This window comes from Mesorhizobium silamurunense (assembly GCF_014843905.1).
Lineage (GTDB): Bacteria > Pseudomonadota > Alphaproteobacteria > Rhizobiales > Rhizobiaceae > Mesorhizobium > Mesorhizobium silamurunense.
The window spans coordinates 1-14282 of sequence record NZ_LPVS01000049.1; the positions used below are offsets into that span (position 1 = coordinate 1).

At 62.1% G+C, this 14282-nt stretch carries 11 protein-coding genes and 2 pseudogenes; 1 reads left to right on the plus strand and 12 read right to left on the minus strand.

Annotated elements, in window-relative coordinates:
- Nucleotides 1–428, plus strand: a pseudogene (locus tag AU465_RS13460) (formate--tetrahydrofolate ligase); the annotation flags it as partial.
- Between the two features lie 215 nt (nucleotides 429–643).
- Here the strand turns inward: AU465_RS13460 and AU465_RS13465 are convergent.
- The 12 genes and pseudogenes from AU465_RS13465 to AU465_RS13520 form a co-directional block, all read right to left on the minus strand.
- Nucleotides 644–1273 carry a sarcosine oxidase subunit gamma gene (locus tag AU465_RS13465; protein ID WP_192247890.1) on the minus strand — a complete coding sequence of 210 codons (630 nt, stop codon included), beginning with the start codon at nucleotides 1271–1273 and terminating at the stop codon, nucleotides 644–646.
- Nucleotides 1266–4274: a sarcosine oxidase subunit alpha gene (locus tag AU465_RS13470; RefSeq protein WP_246506078.1), complete on the minus strand. Its 3009-nt coding sequence runs from the start codon at nucleotides 4272–4274 to the stop codon at nucleotides 1266–1268. Before AU465_RS13470 ends, AU465_RS13465 begins: the two co-directional genes overlap by 8 nt.
- A 47-nt stretch (nucleotides 4275–4321) precedes the next feature.
- Complete coding sequence (locus tag AU465_RS13475) at nucleotides 4322–4630, minus strand: sarcosine oxidase subunit delta (RefSeq protein ID WP_192247895.1); 309 nt, start codon at nucleotides 4628–4630, stop codon at nucleotides 4322–4324.
- A 17-nt stretch (nucleotides 4631–4647) separates the two neighbouring features.
- Complete coding sequence (locus AU465_RS13480) at nucleotides 4648–5901, minus strand: sarcosine oxidase subunit beta family protein (RefSeq protein ID WP_192247898.1); 1254 nt, start codon at nucleotides 5899–5901, stop codon at nucleotides 4648–4650.
- A 78-nt stretch (nucleotides 5902–5979) separates the two neighbouring features.
- Nucleotides 5980–7323 carry a type III glutamate--ammonia ligase gene (glnT, locus tag AU465_RS13485; RefSeq protein WP_192247901.1) on the minus strand — a complete coding sequence of 448 codons (1344 nt, stop codon included), beginning with the start codon at nucleotides 7321–7323 and terminating at the stop codon, nucleotides 5980–5982.
- Between the two features lie 26 nt (nucleotides 7324–7349).
- On the minus strand, nucleotides 7350–8678 hold the full coding sequence (locus AU465_RS13490) for an FMN-binding glutamate synthase family protein (protein WP_192247904.1): 1329 nt from the start codon (nucleotides 8676–8678) through the stop codon (nucleotides 7350–7352).
- Nucleotides 8679–8687: 9 nt separating this feature from the next.
- Complete coding sequence (locus AU465_RS13495) at nucleotides 8688–9425, minus strand: GltB/FmdC/FwdC-like GXGXG domain-containing protein (RefSeq protein WP_192247907.1); 738 nt, start codon at nucleotides 9423–9425, stop codon at nucleotides 8688–8690.
- A 5-nt stretch (nucleotides 9426–9430) separates the two neighbouring features.
- Nucleotides 9431–10327 (minus strand): class II glutamine amidotransferase, encoded by an 897-nt coding sequence (locus AU465_RS13500; RefSeq protein WP_192247909.1) that lies wholly within the window; start codon nucleotides 10325–10327, stop codon nucleotides 9431–9433.
- A gap of 296 nt (nucleotides 10328–10623) precedes the next feature.
- On the minus strand, nucleotides 10624–11376 hold the full coding sequence (locus AU465_RS13505; protein ID WP_246506077.1) for a helix-turn-helix domain-containing protein: 753 nt from the start codon (nucleotides 11374–11376) through the stop codon (nucleotides 10624–10626).
- 111 nt (nucleotides 11377–11487) lie between these two features.
- Nucleotides 11488–12792 (minus strand): glycerate kinase type-2 family protein, encoded by a 1305-nt coding sequence (locus AU465_RS13510; protein WP_192247912.1) that lies wholly within the window; start codon nucleotides 12790–12792, stop codon nucleotides 11488–11490.
- Entirely contained in the window at nucleotides 12792–13760 is a 969-nt protein-coding gene (locus AU465_RS13515; protein ID WP_192247915.1) for a 2-hydroxyacid dehydrogenase, read from the minus strand. Before AU465_RS13515 ends, AU465_RS13510 begins: the two co-directional genes overlap by 1 nt.
- Before the next feature lie 53 nt (nucleotides 13761–13813).
- A pseudogene (locus tag AU465_RS13520) lies at nucleotides 13814–14282 on the minus strand (succinate--CoA ligase subunit alpha); the annotation flags it as partial.

Sequence of the window (14282 nt, forward strand, 5' to 3'; positions counted from 1 at the left end):
CCGGTGGTGGTGGCGATCAACCACTTCACCACCGACACCGAGACCGAGATCAGGGCGTTGAAGGACTTTGTCGCCTCGATGGGTGCAGATGCGATCCTGTGCAAGCACTGGGCGCAAGGCTCGGCCGGCATCGAGGATCTCGCCCACAGAGTCGTCAAGCTTGCCGAATCCGGCGCCTCGCAGTTCTCGCCGCTCTATCCGGACGAGATGCCGCTGTTCGAGAAGGTCAACACCATCGTCAAGCGCATCTATCGCGGCGACGAGGCGATTGCCGACAAGTCGATCCGCGACCAGCTGCATGCCTGGGAGCAGGCCGGCTACGGCAACCTGCCGGTCTGCATGGCCAAGACCCAGTACTGTTGCCCAAGGCGCCGTCCTCGGAAAAGATCTTCCTCAACGAACAGGGTCAGATCGAAGGGCTGTTTTAGGGATACCCTGCACCACACGGCGCTTGACCACAAAGCGCCTTCTTTAAGTCTTGGCACAATGTGCCAAGACTTCTTTTTTGGGCTGCTGCCAAGGATGCTTCGAAATCAAATCAGCACGACAGCGGCAACACCGCCGTTGCGATCGATGTGCAACTGCAGACAGCCTCGTGAAATGGGTTTCGTCTTCCGCTGACGCGCGTTGGCTCCGCCAGGGCTTATGCCGCGTGGGCCACCGACACCTGTACCCCATACTCTGCAGCGGAATCCAAAATCGTATGCCAAAGGCTGTCGGCGAAACTGGTGAAGACAAGCATGTTGAAGACGGCGTGCCCGTCCGAGCTATCGGCCCCGCGCCATATATTCGCCGCCGTGTGGTCGATCGAGGTCGTCGCCGCAGCGCCTAAAGGGAACCCCCTGTCATCCAGATCCAACGAGCAAAACTTCGCCAGCGCCTGACGGGCGCGGGGTCCGCCGATCCGGATCAGGCAGCGCCCATCTGACTGGTCGGAGAGCGACGCGACGCCGGCAAAGGCCTCTGACAGTTTGGCAAACTGATCCTCTGCCGATCGCGCAGAAAAGGCGATGAACTGGTCGGGGCCTGACCATATCAAAGTGGCGTTCCGGCCGCTAACGGCTCTGGGTGTATCCGGCGGCTCGATGCTAAACAGTTTCTTGGCGGCCTTGATCGTCTCGGCCGCGCTGCCGCGCCGGGCCATAACCTGAACCAGCCTGACGCCGCGCACTTCCTCGAGGGTGACGCCCACCTGAGTGCCGGCCCCACCGTGGCGACCAGGAACAAGCGCCTGTTGCAACGGCGATTGGACGTTCCAGGAAAAATCAGCCACGCTGGCGTACTCCTTCGGGGTCGTAGAAAACAGGGCTGCAGATCTCGGCATCATAGTCCTCGTTCCGCAGAGGGTCGTGGATGCGGATGATCTCGCCAGTTCGCTCGCGCCCGCGCTCGACCAGGCCGAGGCCAATCCACTGGCCGAGCATCGGCGAGAAGCAGACCGATGTGACATAGCCCTGGTCCGTTTGCGGGCCTGGAATCGCTCCCTTGGGAATGACATGAGCGCCGGAACGCAGGCGGCGCGCGCGGTCGACTGGCTTTATGCCGACGACGACCTGCCGGTTCGGAGCCGTCAACGCCTCTCGGCCGGCCATGATGCGGCCGATGAAGTCCTTTTTCTTGGACATCATCTTGCCGAGACCGAGGTCATCGGCCGTCGTTGTGCCATTGAGTTCGGGACCCGCGACATGCCCCTTCTCGATGCGCATGACCCCGAGCGCTTCGGTTCCGTAGGGCGTCACGCCATAGGGCTTGCCTGCGATCATCAGGTTCTCGGCCATCGCCGCGCCGTAGCGGGCCGGAACCGAGATCTCGAAGGCCATTTCGCCGGAGAACGAGATACGGAACAGGCGAGCGGTCACGCCTCCGCGCAGCTTGACCTCGCGGGCGCCCATGAACGGGAAGCCCTCGTTGGTGAGATCATCCGACGGGTCTACCAGAGCCTGCAGCAGTTTGCGCGTGTTCGGACCAGCGATCGAGAACTGCGCCCACTGGTCGGTGGCACTGGTCAGTTGCACGTCGAGCTCCGGGAAAAGTACCTGTCGGCAGAATTCGAGATGCTGCATGACCGGACCGGCCTTGGCCGTGGTCGTGGTCAGGAAGTAGTGGTCTTCGGCCAGACGCGAGGTCGTCCCATCGTCCATGACGATGCCGTCTTCGCGCAGCATCAGGCCATAACGCGCCTTGCCCACGGCGAGCGACGAGAAGGCGTTGATATAGACGCGATCAAGGAAGACGCCGGCATCCGCACCGCGCACGTCGACCTTGCCAAGCGTGGAGACGTCGCAGAAGCCAACACCGTTGCGCACGGCCAGAACTTCGCGGGTCACCGACTCCAGCCAGTCTCGCTCGCCAGTGCGCGGGTACCATTGCGCGCGCTTCCAGAGGCCAGTATCGACGAAGACCGCGCCCTGTCCGGCCGCCCAATGATGCGACGGCGTCAGCCGGGTGGCATGGAAATTCTCGTCGCGGTGATGGCCGGCGAAGGCGCCAATAGCGACGGGCGCGTAGGGCGGCCGGTAGATCGTCGTGCCGGTGTCGGGGATAGTGCGTCCGTTGGCTTCCGCCATGATGGCGAGGCCGTTGATGTTGGACGTCTTGCCCTGGTCGGTAGCCATGCCGAGCGTGGTGTAGCGCTTGAGATGCTCGACGCTCTCGAAGCCTTCCCGCTGGGCCAAGGTCACGTCGGACGCAGTAACGTCGTGCTGGAAGTCGACGAACGCCTTTCCCTTGCCTTTGACATGCCAGAGCGGCTTGATGGCATAGACCTCATCGTCGGCCATCGATGCCTCCCCCGGCTTTCCGGCAGCACCGCATTCGGCCGCCGCCTTGGCACCCGCGCCATGCCCTTCGCGAAGGCAGGCGCCGAGCGAGAGCTCGCCATTGGCGGCACCAGCCGTGGCCATCCCCTTTGGCGCGCCCCCAGGCACGAAGGCTGCGATATCCTCGCGCCAGATTGGCTTTCCACGGTGGAAGCATGACAGACCGACATTCGGGTTCCATCCTCCCGAAACGGCAAGGCAGTCCGCATCTATACGCTGCGTGCGACCATTCTTGTCGGTCACGGCGATGCTGCTCACACCGTCGACACCGCCCTTGACGTCGGATACGACTCCGGCAAGCACGCGCGGATCGTAAGTATCGGCAAGCCTCCGGCACTGCGCCGATACTTCGCGGCGGGGGTCGATCACCGCCACGATATGGGCGCCGGCCCGCTGGATGGTCTCCACCGTGCGCCAGCCATCGTCATTGTTGGTGAACAGCGCCACACGCTTGCCAGGCAGAGCCGCGAACCGATTGACATAGGTGCGGACGGCTGACGCCATCATGACGCCCGGCCGATCATTGCCCGAGAACACGATCGGCCGTTCAATCGCACCAGCGGTCACCACCGAGCGCTTGGCGATGATGCGCCAGATTCGCTGTCGGACCTGATGATGATCCGGCGTCGGGACGTTGTCGCTGACGCGCTCGAGCGCAGCGTAGGTGCCTCCATCATAGACGCCGAACAGGACCGTCCTGTTCATGATCCGGACATTGGGTAAAGAAACGAGTTCGCGGGTCGTGCTACGCAGCCATTCCCTGGCATCCATGCCATTGATCTCGCCGCCATCGCTGAGCAGGCGACCGCCGAGCAGGGAATCTTCTTCAACAAGAATGACGCGCGACCCGGCGCGGCCAGCGGCAAGCGCCGCCGACAGGCCGGCGGGACCGGCACCGACCACGAGCACGTCGCAATGAGCCCAGGCCTTGTCGTAGTGGTCTGGGTCCGGCAATTCGGCGCTCTTGCCGAGTCCGGCGGCGCGGCGGATCATCGGCTCGTAGATGGATTCCCAGAACTTCGCCGGCCACATGAACGTCTTGTAGTAGAAGCCGGCGACGAAGATCGGCGCGAACAACTGGTTGATGGACATCAGGTCTCGGCGCAGCGACGGCCAGCGGTTTTGGCTGTTCGCGATCAGGCCGTCAAAGAGTTCCTGCGTGGTCGCCCGCGTGTTCGGCTCGCGCCGCGCACCGGTGCGCATCTCGACGAGCGCGCTCGGCTCCTCCGAGCCGGCGGTGAGGATGCCGCGCGGGCGGTGATACTTGAACGAACGCCCCACGAGCTTGACGCCATTGGCGACGAGCGCGGAAGCCAGCGTGTCCCCGGCAAACCCGGTCATGGTCTTGCCGTCGAACGAGAACCGGAGTGGCGATCGGCGGTCGATGATACCGTCACCGGGCAGACGGTGCGACTGGCTGGCGGGCGTAACCCCTTTTCGGACGTTAGCCTCCATCGCCGCGGTTCTGGCGAAAGGTTCGGATTGGGAATAGCCCGACATGGTCATTCTCCTGCCCGTGCCGCCAGGGCAGCGCCCGCACCCGGAGCCGCCGTCACGGAAATAAACTCATGGGTAACGGTGTTGCGCTCGGCCACCAGCCAGGAACGGCAACCGCCGCCATGATACCAATACTCGCGCATGACGCCCGCCACGTTGTCGCGCAGGTAGACATAGTCGTAGAACGCATCCTCGACTCGCTCGGGACCCTCCCCGCCATCGACAGCGAAGCTGGGCCGCCTAGGGGTGGCATCGCCAAGATAGGTGAACTCGCCGTTTTCGCGTTCACCGCAGAAAGGACATGCAATTCGCATTCCGCCAGACTCGCTTTTCAGTGAAGGTTCGGCTGGGCGCCCTGGCCCTTTTCATCGATCATCGCGCCACGACGGAACCGGTCGAGCCGGAACAGCGCGGCCTCTTGATGCGGCTCGTCGCGTGCCAGGAGATGGGCAAAGACAAGACCCGATGCCGGTGTCGCCTTGAAGCCGCCGTAGCACCAGCCGGCGTTGAGGTAGAGACCGTCGACCGGCGTCATGTCGATGATCGGCGAGCCGTCCATCGACATGTCCATGATGCCGCCCCACTGCCGCAGCATGCGCACGCGGCCGATCATCGGCATGATGGCCATGCCGCCCTCGCAGACATCCTCCATGACCGGCATGTTGCCGCGCTGCGCGTAGGAATTGTAGCCGTCGAGATCGCCGCCGAAGACCAGCCCGCCTTTGTCGGACTGGCTGACATAGAAGTGGCCGGCGCCGAAGGTGATGACCCCCGGGATCAGTGGCTTGATCGCTTCGGACACGAAGGCTTGCAGCACGTGGCTTTCGATCGGCAGCCGTAGGCCAGCCATCGCCGCGACGCGTGATGAGGAGCCCGCCACCGCCATGCCGACCTTGCCGGCGCCGATCCGGCCGCGCGAGGTCTCCACACCGGTTACCCTGCCGCTGGCGTCACGCACGAAGCCGGTGACCTCGCAATTCTGGATGATGTCGACGCCGCGATCGTTGGCGGCCCGCGCATAGCCCCAGACGACCGCGTCATGACGGGCGGTACCGGCGCGGCGCTGCAAGAGCCCGCCCATGATAGGGAATCGGGCATTGTTGTAGTTCAGAAACGGCAATTCCTTGCGGATCTGCTCGGCGTCGAGGAGTTCGGCATCGATGCCGTTGATGCGCATGGTGTTGCCGCGGCGAGCGAAGGCATCGCGCTGCGCGTCGGAGTGATAAAGATTGATGATGCCGCGCTGGCTGACCATCGTGTTGTAGTTGAGGTCCTGCTCCATGCGCTCCCACAGCTTCATCGACAATTCGTAGAAGCCGGTATTGCCGGGAAGGCCGTAATTTGAGCGGATGATGGTGGTGTTGCGACCGGCATTGCCGGAGCCGATCCAGCCCTTTTCCAGCACGGCGACATTGCGGATGCCGTATTCGTGGGCGAGGAAGTAGGCCGTCGCCAGTCCGTGGCCGCCGCCACCGATAATGACCACGTCGTAGCGGCTCTTGGGTGCCGGATCGCGCCACGCCCGTGTCCATCCCTTGTGTCCGGACAGTGCCGCCTTGGCGAGCGAAAAGATCGAATATTTCATCGCAGTTGTTCCGGCGAAATGTCAGGTGGTGCGCCCAGCGCCCAATCCGTAGATCGGACGCTGGGCCTGGCAAACAGCTTAGACATCCAGCGTGTTGTCGCGCTCCCACTGGGTGAAGTGCGAGGCGTAGGAGTTCCACTCCTGGGTCTTTAGCTTGATGTAGGCGGCGGAAAATTCCTCGCCCATCGCTGCCTTCAACTCGGCGTCATCGTCATAGGCACGAAGCGCATCAAGCAGATTGAGCGGGAGCTTGGCGCCATGCGTGACGGTATGTCCGTCCTTGTACATGTCGATGTCGCTGCGTTGGCCCGGGTCGGCCTCGGTGCGGACGCCGCTGAGGCCGGCAGCGATGATGGCCGCCTGCATCAAGTAAGGGTTGGCAGCACCATCAGGAAGGCGCAATTCGAAACGGCCGGGACCGGGCACGCGCACCATATGGGTGCGGTTGTTGCCGGTCCAGGTCACCGTGTTCGGCGCCCAGGTCGCGCCGGAAATGGTACGCGGTGCGTTGATGCGCTTGTAGGAATTTACCGTCGGATTGGTGATCGCCGCCAGCGCCGAGGCGTGCTTCATGATGCCGCCCAGGAAGTGCCTGCCCTTTTCGGACAGACCCAACTCCATGTCCTTGTCAGCGAAAGCATTGGTCTTGCCACTGAGATCCCATACCGAAATATGGGCATGGCAACCGCTGCCGGTGAGGCCCTGGAAGGGCTTCGGCATGAAGGTTGCGCGCAGGCCGTGCTTTTCGGCAATCGACTTGACCATGAACTTGAAGAAGGAGTGCTTATCGGCTGTAGCCAGAACGTCGTCGAAGGCCCAGTTCATTTCGAACTGGCCGTTCGCATCCTCATGGTCGTTCTGGTAGGGTTGCCATCCAAGGTCGAGCATGGCGTCGCAGATTTCGGCGATAACGTCATAGCGGCGCATCACGGCCTGCTGGTCGTAGCAGGATTTGGCCGCAGTATCGTACTCGTCGCTGATCTGCTTGCCGTCTGGCGTCACAAGGAAGAATTCCGGCTCAACGCCTGTCTTGACGCGCATACCCTCCTTGGCGGCTTCGGCAACGAGCCGCTTCAGGGTGTTGCGCGGCGCTTGAGCGACGCCCTTGCCTTCCATCAGGCAGTCAGAAGCAAGCCAGGCGACTTCCGGCTTCCACGGCAGCTGAATCACCGACGAGGTGTCAGGCACCGCCAGCATGTCGGGATGCGCAGGGGTCAGGTCAAGCCAGGTCGCGAAGCCCGCAAAGCCGGCGCCCTCCTTCTGCATGTCCCCGATGGCCTGCGCCGGCACCAGCTTTGCGCGCTGGCCGCCGAACAGATCCGTATACGAGACCATGAAATACTTGACGTTGCGAACTCTTGCGAACTCTTGGAGATCAGCCCCCTCAGACTGATCGATTTTGGCTTCAAAGGCCTTATTCATTGTCTACTGCTCCCATTCTTCTGGTTTTAGAAGCCACCCTGCCCTGGTACCCAATTCGTCCCCGCGAGGGGTACGCCGGCCATGGCCGCAGCTTCGATCGAAAGCGCGCAAAGATCTTCCGGCTCGAGATTGTGCAGGTGATTTTTGCCGCATGCACGCGCGATCGTCTGCGCTTCGAGCGTCATCACCTTCAGATAATTCGCCAGCCGCCGCCCGGCGACGACCGGGTCGACGCGCTTCATCAGCTCGGGGTCCTGCGTGGTGATGCCGGCCGGATCCTTGCCCTCATGCCAGTCGTCGTAGGCACCGGCGGTCGTGCCAAGCTTTTGGTATTCGTCCTCCCAACGCGGATCATTGTCGCCGAGCGCGATCAACGCCGCAGTGCCGATCGACACTGCGTCGGCGCCAAGCGCCAGTGCCTTGGCGACGTCGGCGCCGTTGCGAATGCCACCGGACACGATGAGTTGCACCTTGCGATGCATGCCGAGGTCCTGTAGGGCCTTCACCGCGGGCCTGATGCAGGCGAGCGTCGGCTGACCGACATGTTCGATGAATACTTCCTGCGTGGCGGCCGTACCGCCTTGCATGCCATCGAGCACCACGACGTCGGCTCCGGCCTTTACCGCAAGCGCGGTGTCGTAGTAGGGCCGCGCGCCGCCGACCTTGACATAGATCGGCTTTTCCCAGTCGGTGATCTCGCGAATTTCGAGTATCTTAATCTCAAGGTCATCGGGACCGGTCCAGTCCGGGTGACGGCAGGCCGAGCGCTGATCGATGCCCTTCGGCAGTGTGCGCATCTCGGCGACGCGATCGGAAATCTTTTGGCCGAGCAGCATGCCGCCGCCGCCTGGCTTGGCGCCCTGGCCAACAACGATCTCGATGGCATCGGCCCGGCGAAGATCGCGCGGGTTCATGCCGTAGCGCGACGGCAGGTACTGATAGACCAGCGTCTTCGAATGGCCGCGCTCCTCTTCGGTCATGCCGCCGTCGCCGGTGGTCGTTGAGGTGCCGGCAATGGTTGCGCCACGTCCGAGCGCTTCCTTGGCGGGGCCGGAGAGCGAGCCGAAGCTCATGCCCGCAATCGTGATCGGGATCTTCAGTTCGATCGGCTTCCTGGCATGGCGCGAGCCAAGCACCACGCTGGTGTCGCAGCGCTCGCGATAGCCTTCCAGCGGATAGCGCGAGATCGAAGCGCCGAGGAACAAAAGGTCGTCGAAATGCGGGACCTTGCGTTTCGCGCCAGAGCCACGAATGTCGTAAATGCCGGTCGCTGCAGCGCGTCGGATTTCCGACATCGCGTAATCGTCGAAGGTCGCTGACTTGCGCGGCGTCGTCGGAGGATTGTGGTAGGTCATGTTCGCCCCTCAGTATGCATCAGCGTTGTCGATGTTGAAGTTGTAAAGCGTACGGGCCGAGCCGTAGCGGGTGAACTCTTCCGGCTTGGCATCCTTGATGCCGGCACGGTCGAGCAGATTCTGCAGGAGCGCGATGTGCTCGGGACGCATCTCCTTCTTGATGCAATCCGCGCCCAGGCTCTTGACCTTGCCGCGGACGAACAGCCGCGCCTCATAGATCGAGTCGCCGAGCGCATCGCCGGCATCGCCCAGCACCACTAGGTTGCCCGACTGGGCCATGAAGGCCGACATATGGCCGATATTGCCACGGACAACGATGTTGATGCCCTTCATCGAGATGCCGCAGCGCGAGGAGGCATTGCCTTCGATGACCAGCAGGCCGCCGCGGCCGGTGGCGCCGGCATACTGGCTGGCGTCGCCTTTGACTACGATCGAGCCCGACATCATGTTCTCGCCGACACCCGGGCCGACAGAACCGTGCACGGTGATGGTGGCGCCATCATTCATGCCGGCGCAGTAATAGCCGACGCTGCCGCGCACATCGATGCTGATCGGTTGGTCGACGCCGACGGCGACCGAGTGGCTGCCTTTCGGGTTGAGCACTTCCCAGGCGTTCTCGTTCGAGCCGGGGGCCAGATTGTGCAGCGCCTGGTTCAGCTCGCGCAGCGAACTTTCGCCAAGGTCGAAGACACGCTGCGCGAAGTTCACTTCGCGCGATGGCGCCGTGGCAACATTCGAAATATTCATGATCCTCAGTGCTCCCAGAAATAGACGGTGGACGGCTCCGGTTCCCAGACCCTGGCTTCCTCGATGCCAGGCAGATTGGCCAATGCGCGGTATTCCGATCCAAAGGCGACGTACTGGTCGGTTTCGGCCATCACGGCGGGCTTGCAGGCGATCGGGTCGCGAACCACGCCGAAGCCGTTCTTGGTGCCGACCACAAAGGTGAAGAAGCCGTCGAGGTCATCCAGGCTGCTTTGCAGCGCCTCGCCGAGATTCTGCCCGTGGGCGATCTTGGACGAGAGGTAGGCAGCCGCGACCTCGGTGTCGTTCTCGGTCTCAAAACGCATTCCGTCGCGGATCAGCTCGCGGCGGAGATTGTTGTGGTTCGACAGCGAGCCGTTATGCACCAGGCACTGGTCCGGGCCGGTCGAGAAGGGGTGCGCGCCCAACGTGGTGACCGCGGACTCGGTCGCCATGCGCGTGTGACCGATGCCGTGGCTGCCGCCCATCCTGGCCAGGTCGAACCGCTTGACCACGTCTGCTGGCAGCCCGACCTCCTTATAGATCTCGATCGCCTCGCCGGCGCCCATGAGGCGCACGTTTGGGCGCAGTTCGGCGATCGCAGTGCGGGCTTCCTCGAGCTTATCGGCAGCGACATCGAGGACGGCATGGGTCGACTTCACCGTCGACGAAATCTTGGCTCCGATCTTCTTGCTGAGTTCGGCTTCGAGCCCTTCGAAATCCGCCTTGGGGGTCGATGACTGAATGGTGATCTTGCCGCGCCCGGCCACGCCAGTGTCATAGATGGCTATGCCGGCGCTGTCCGGCCCCCTGTCGGTCAACGACACCAGCATTTCCGACAGCAGCGCGCCTAACTTGGGTTCAAGCGATTTGTCTTTCAGGAACAGTCCGACGATCCCACACATCCCGTCACCTCTACTGGTTGTTAGCTGACACGGAGGCTAGCAGGTTCCCTGTTGCAATTCAACTGTCATGAATTTTTTTTTCCTCTAGAAAAACACAGCCTCGTTGAAGCCGGCCAAGATCACCCCATGTTGAATGTCACCGGCCTGGCGGAGATGCGCGAAGTCTGCCGCGAGTGCGGTCAAGGCAGCGAGCGGTACCGAGGCGCGTAGTTTGACGCGGACACTGGACACGCGACGGTGCCTGCGCGGCCCGCGCGTTCACAAATAGCCAGTATCGCAATGAATGGCCGATTGCGTCAGCCGTTACCGCGCCCGTGGGGATAGGAGATGATTGACAAATATCGTATCGGCAAATGCGTCAATTCTTCGGGACCGTGCGGCGCGTCGGCGTCGAAAAACAAACTGTCACCTGGCGTCATCCGGTAAAGATTGTTGCCATGGCGATACACGACCTCGCCTTCCAGCATGTAGAGGAATTCCATGCCGTCGTGCTGGAAAGTCGGGAAGACGTCAGAGTCTTCTGTCAGTGTGATGAGATAAGGTTCGACGACAACACCGCTCGTATCCGAACCGATATGACCCAGCAGCGTATACTGGTGCCCAGCACGCGTGCCGCGCCGCTCAACGTCCACGCCCGATCCTGCCTTGACGAAGACGGCCTTTCGCTCTTCCTCGAAACGGCGAAAAAATCCTGTCACTGGCACGCCAAGTGCCCGCGATAGCGCCTGCAGCGTGGTCAAGGATGGCGAGGTGATACCGTTCTCGATCTTGGACAGCATGCCGACCGAAAGGCCCGTGGTGACAGCGAGATCGGCAACGGTGATGTCCAGTTTCTTGCGAAAGGAGCGAACCTCGTGGCCGATCGCAACCTCAAGCACGTTCTCACGAGTGTCGCGAACGGCATGAGGATCCTGACTGAGAGGCTTACCGCGCGCCGGTGGCGGCGGGTTGACGATTACCGGACCCACCACTTTGACGGGGGCGAGCACCTTGCCGCCCGTTTTTTCCGCCTTTACCGCCTGCCTTTTACCCGCCTTAGCCGTTGCCATGTTCACTGCCGTCTACTGATTCATTTTACCAACAGTAAATATTTTCTGCTGGAGATACAACGCAGGATAATTGGCGAGAAGGGACGCCTGAGCGCCTCAAGGCTGCCGAGGCTATTGCATCAGCAGTATTTGCAGGTCGGCGACATTTGTTCCCGTGGGCCCCGTCAGGAGCAAATCGCCTGAAGTCGCCAATGCAGGGTAGGAATCGTTGTTGCTCAGATGGGCTTCCGGCTTGCAGCCACGCCGGCGCATCCGTTCTGTTGATCCGGAATCGACAAGGGCGCCTGCCGCGTCCGTCGGTCCGTCCCGACCGTCAGTGCCGCCACTGAGAAAGACCCAGGGACGCGGGATCGGTTGTCGTTCATTGAGAAGGGCAAACCGAAGAGCCAGTTCCTGGTTGCGTCCGCCTCTCCCGCTTCCGCGTACCCTTACGGTCGTCTCTCCTCCGGCGACGATTGCCACCGGCCCGTCATGTCTCGCCGCCAAGAGAGCCAGGCGGTGAAGAGCAAGGGCCGCCTCTGAAACATCTCCGCTCAGCCAGTCGGCGGCCTTGATGACCCTGAAACAGCGCTCTTCGGCACCGCTCATCACGCGCTGCAGGCTGATCGCGTTGCTGCCGATCACAACATTTTCGACATGATTGAAGCTCGCACATGCGCGATCTTCGCCAGCGGCAAGATCTTCCAGTCGCCTTCGCAAGATCGGAGGCAGCGATTGAAGCAGGTTGTGACTTCGAAGAGTGATAATGGCGTCGGAGACGCCGGTCGCGGGCTTTGCTGTAGGCCCGCTAGCGATCGTGGCGACATCATCGCCGGGCACGTCCGAGAGTATCAGAGACAGCGTTCTAACGCCTGAGGTCAGTTCCGCCAGACGCCCGCCCTTCAGTCTTGAGAATATCTGCCTTACGGCATTGATCTCCGAAATGTCGGCGCCACAACGAACCAGGGCTTCGTTGAGTGTCACCTTGTCGGCAAGCGAAATGCCGAGCACTGGCGCACAGACAAGTGCCGAACCGCCGCCACTGATCAGTAGCAACACGAGATCGTCAGGCGTTGCCGACCGTGCGGCCTCTTCAATCGCGCTGCCGCCTCTGAGGCTCCCCTCGTCTGGCAACGGATGACCGCCGACAATGACCTCAATGCCCTCGATGTCCAACACGTTTTCGCGATTGGTGACCACACATGCGCTGCGCAGCTTGTCCCCGACGAACCGCAGTGCCGTCCCTGCCATTAGGCATGCCGCTTTGCCTAAGGCAATCAGGATGACGCCGCGAGCGGCGGCGATGTCGGACTCTCTAGCTTTCAAGGCGGACGCGACCGCCGCCTCGGGACTTGATGCGGCAATGCCTTGGCGAAACAGATAGAACGCCTGCATCCGCAGCTCGACCCAGGTGGAAGCCGAGCTGTCGAGGCTCATCACACGATCCGATCCGGCACCGGGCCCCCGTCGAAAAACGCGACCAGATTCTCCACTGCCCGCATTCCCATGGCCACACGGGTTTCTTTGGTGGCACTGCCGAGGTGCGGCAAAAGCACGACATTTTCCATATGCTTCAGCGGCTCTGGAATTGCAGGTTCGCCGTCAAAAACGTCGAGCCCTGCACCGGCAATCTCGCCGCGCCTTAGCGCTTCGATCAAAGCGTTCTGGTCGACCACATCACCGCGGGCGGTGTTGATGAGGAAGGCGCCGCGCTTCATTCCAGCCAAGCGGGAAGCGTTGATAAGGTGCCGGTTCTCAGCGCCGCCAGGACAGTGGAGCGACACGAAGTCCGCCTGTGCGAGCACCTCCTCCACGCTCGACAGTTGCCTGGCTCCCATGGCAACGATTTCTTCGTCGTCCACCTTCGAGCGATTGTAAAAGACCACGTTCATGCCGAAGCCGAACCGCGCACGTCGGGCCGTCGCTTTGCCGATGCGGCCCATTCCAATGATACCAAGCGTTTTGCCTGAGATCTTGGTGCCAATCATATGCGTCGGACACCAACCAGCCCATTCGCCGGCGCGTAACTGACGTTCACCCTCGCCCGCCCGACGAGCGACCGAGAGCATCAGGCACATGGCGATGTCGGCGGTGCAATCGGTAAGTACCCCAGGTGTGTTGGTAACCACGATGCCATGCTTGCGCGCAGCATCGGTGTTGATGTGACTGAAACCGACACCGAAATTGGCGATGACCTTGGTTCGAATCTTCTGATCTGGGAAGACAGACGCCGACAAATGATCACTGACGGTTGGCAAAATCGCGTCGAAATCCCGGAACGCGGCTCTGAGCTCGTTAGAGGTCAGCGACGAATCATGCCGATTGAATGTTGTGTCGAACCGCTCAGCAAGAATCTGCTCGACAGTCGCAGGCCAGCGACGCGTGACGATAACGCGTGGTCTCATTTGAATCCCTCGTCAAAACCGACGGACGACCGTAAACGCCGCTTCAGAAGCGGTCAGGCGACTTTTTTCCGTTGACCAAGCACATTCGCGATGGTCGAGCCAAATGCAGCCGGCGTCGGCACGATGGTGACGCCGGCCTCCTTCAGGATTTCGACCTTTTCCTGCGCCGACTCGCCGAAGGCCGAGATGATCGCGCCGGCATGGCCCATGCGGCGGCCCTTCGGCGCCGAGAGCCCAGCGATGTAGGCAATCAACGGCTTCGTCATGTTGTGCTTGGCCCATTCTGCGGCTTCGGCCTCCTGCGGGCCGCCGATCTCGCCGATCATCACCACGGCATCGGTCTCGTCGTCCTGCTCGAACAGCTCCAGGATGTCCTTGAAGGACGAGCCGTTGATCGGATCGCCGCCGATGCCGACGCTGGTCGACACACCGATGCCCAGCGCCTTCATCTGCGAGGCCGCCTCGTAGCCGAGCGTGCCGGAGCGGCCGACGATGCCGACGCGGCCTGGCAGATAGATGCTG

Excerpts from the sequence above, each read along its gene's own strand:
- AU465_RS13470 (WP_246506078.1), bottom strand. The coding sequence starts at position 4,274 with ATGGAGGCTAACGTCCGAAAAGGGGTTACGCCCGCCAGCCAGTCGCAC.
- AU465_RS13475 (WP_192247895.1), bottom strand. The coding sequence starts at position 4,630 with ATGCGAATTGCATGTCCTTTCTGCGGTGAACGCGAAAACGGCGAGTTC.
- AU465_RS13480 (WP_192247898.1), bottom strand. The coding sequence starts at position 5,901 with ATGAAATATTCGATCTTTTCGCTCGCCAAGGCGGCACTGTCCGGACAC.
- glnT (WP_192247901.1), bottom strand. The coding sequence starts at position 7,323 with ATGAATAAGGCCTTTGAAGCCAAAATCGATCAGTCTGAGGGGGCTGAT.
- AU465_RS13490 (WP_192247904.1), bottom strand. The coding sequence starts at position 8,678 with ATGACCTACCACAATCCTCCGACGACGCCGCGCAAGTCAGCGACCTTC.
- AU465_RS13495 (WP_192247907.1), bottom strand. The coding sequence starts at position 9,425 with ATGAATATTTCGAATGTTGCCACGGCGCCATCGCGCGAAGTGAACTTC.
- AU465_RS13500 (WP_192247909.1), bottom strand. The coding sequence starts at position 10,327 with ATGTGTGGGATCGTCGGACTGTTCCTGAAAGACAAATCGCTTGAACCC.
- AU465_RS13505 (WP_246506077.1), bottom strand. The coding sequence starts at position 11,376 with ATGGCAACGGCTAAGGCGGGTAAAAGGCAGGCGGTAAAGGCGGAAAAA.
- AU465_RS13510 (WP_192247912.1), bottom strand. The coding sequence starts at position 12,792 with ATGAGCCTCGACAGCTCGGCTTCCACCTGGGTCGAGCTGCGGATGCAG.
- AU465_RS13515 (WP_192247915.1), bottom strand. The coding sequence starts at position 13,760 with ATGAGACCACGCGTTATCGTCACGCGTCGCTGGCCTGCGACTGTCGAG.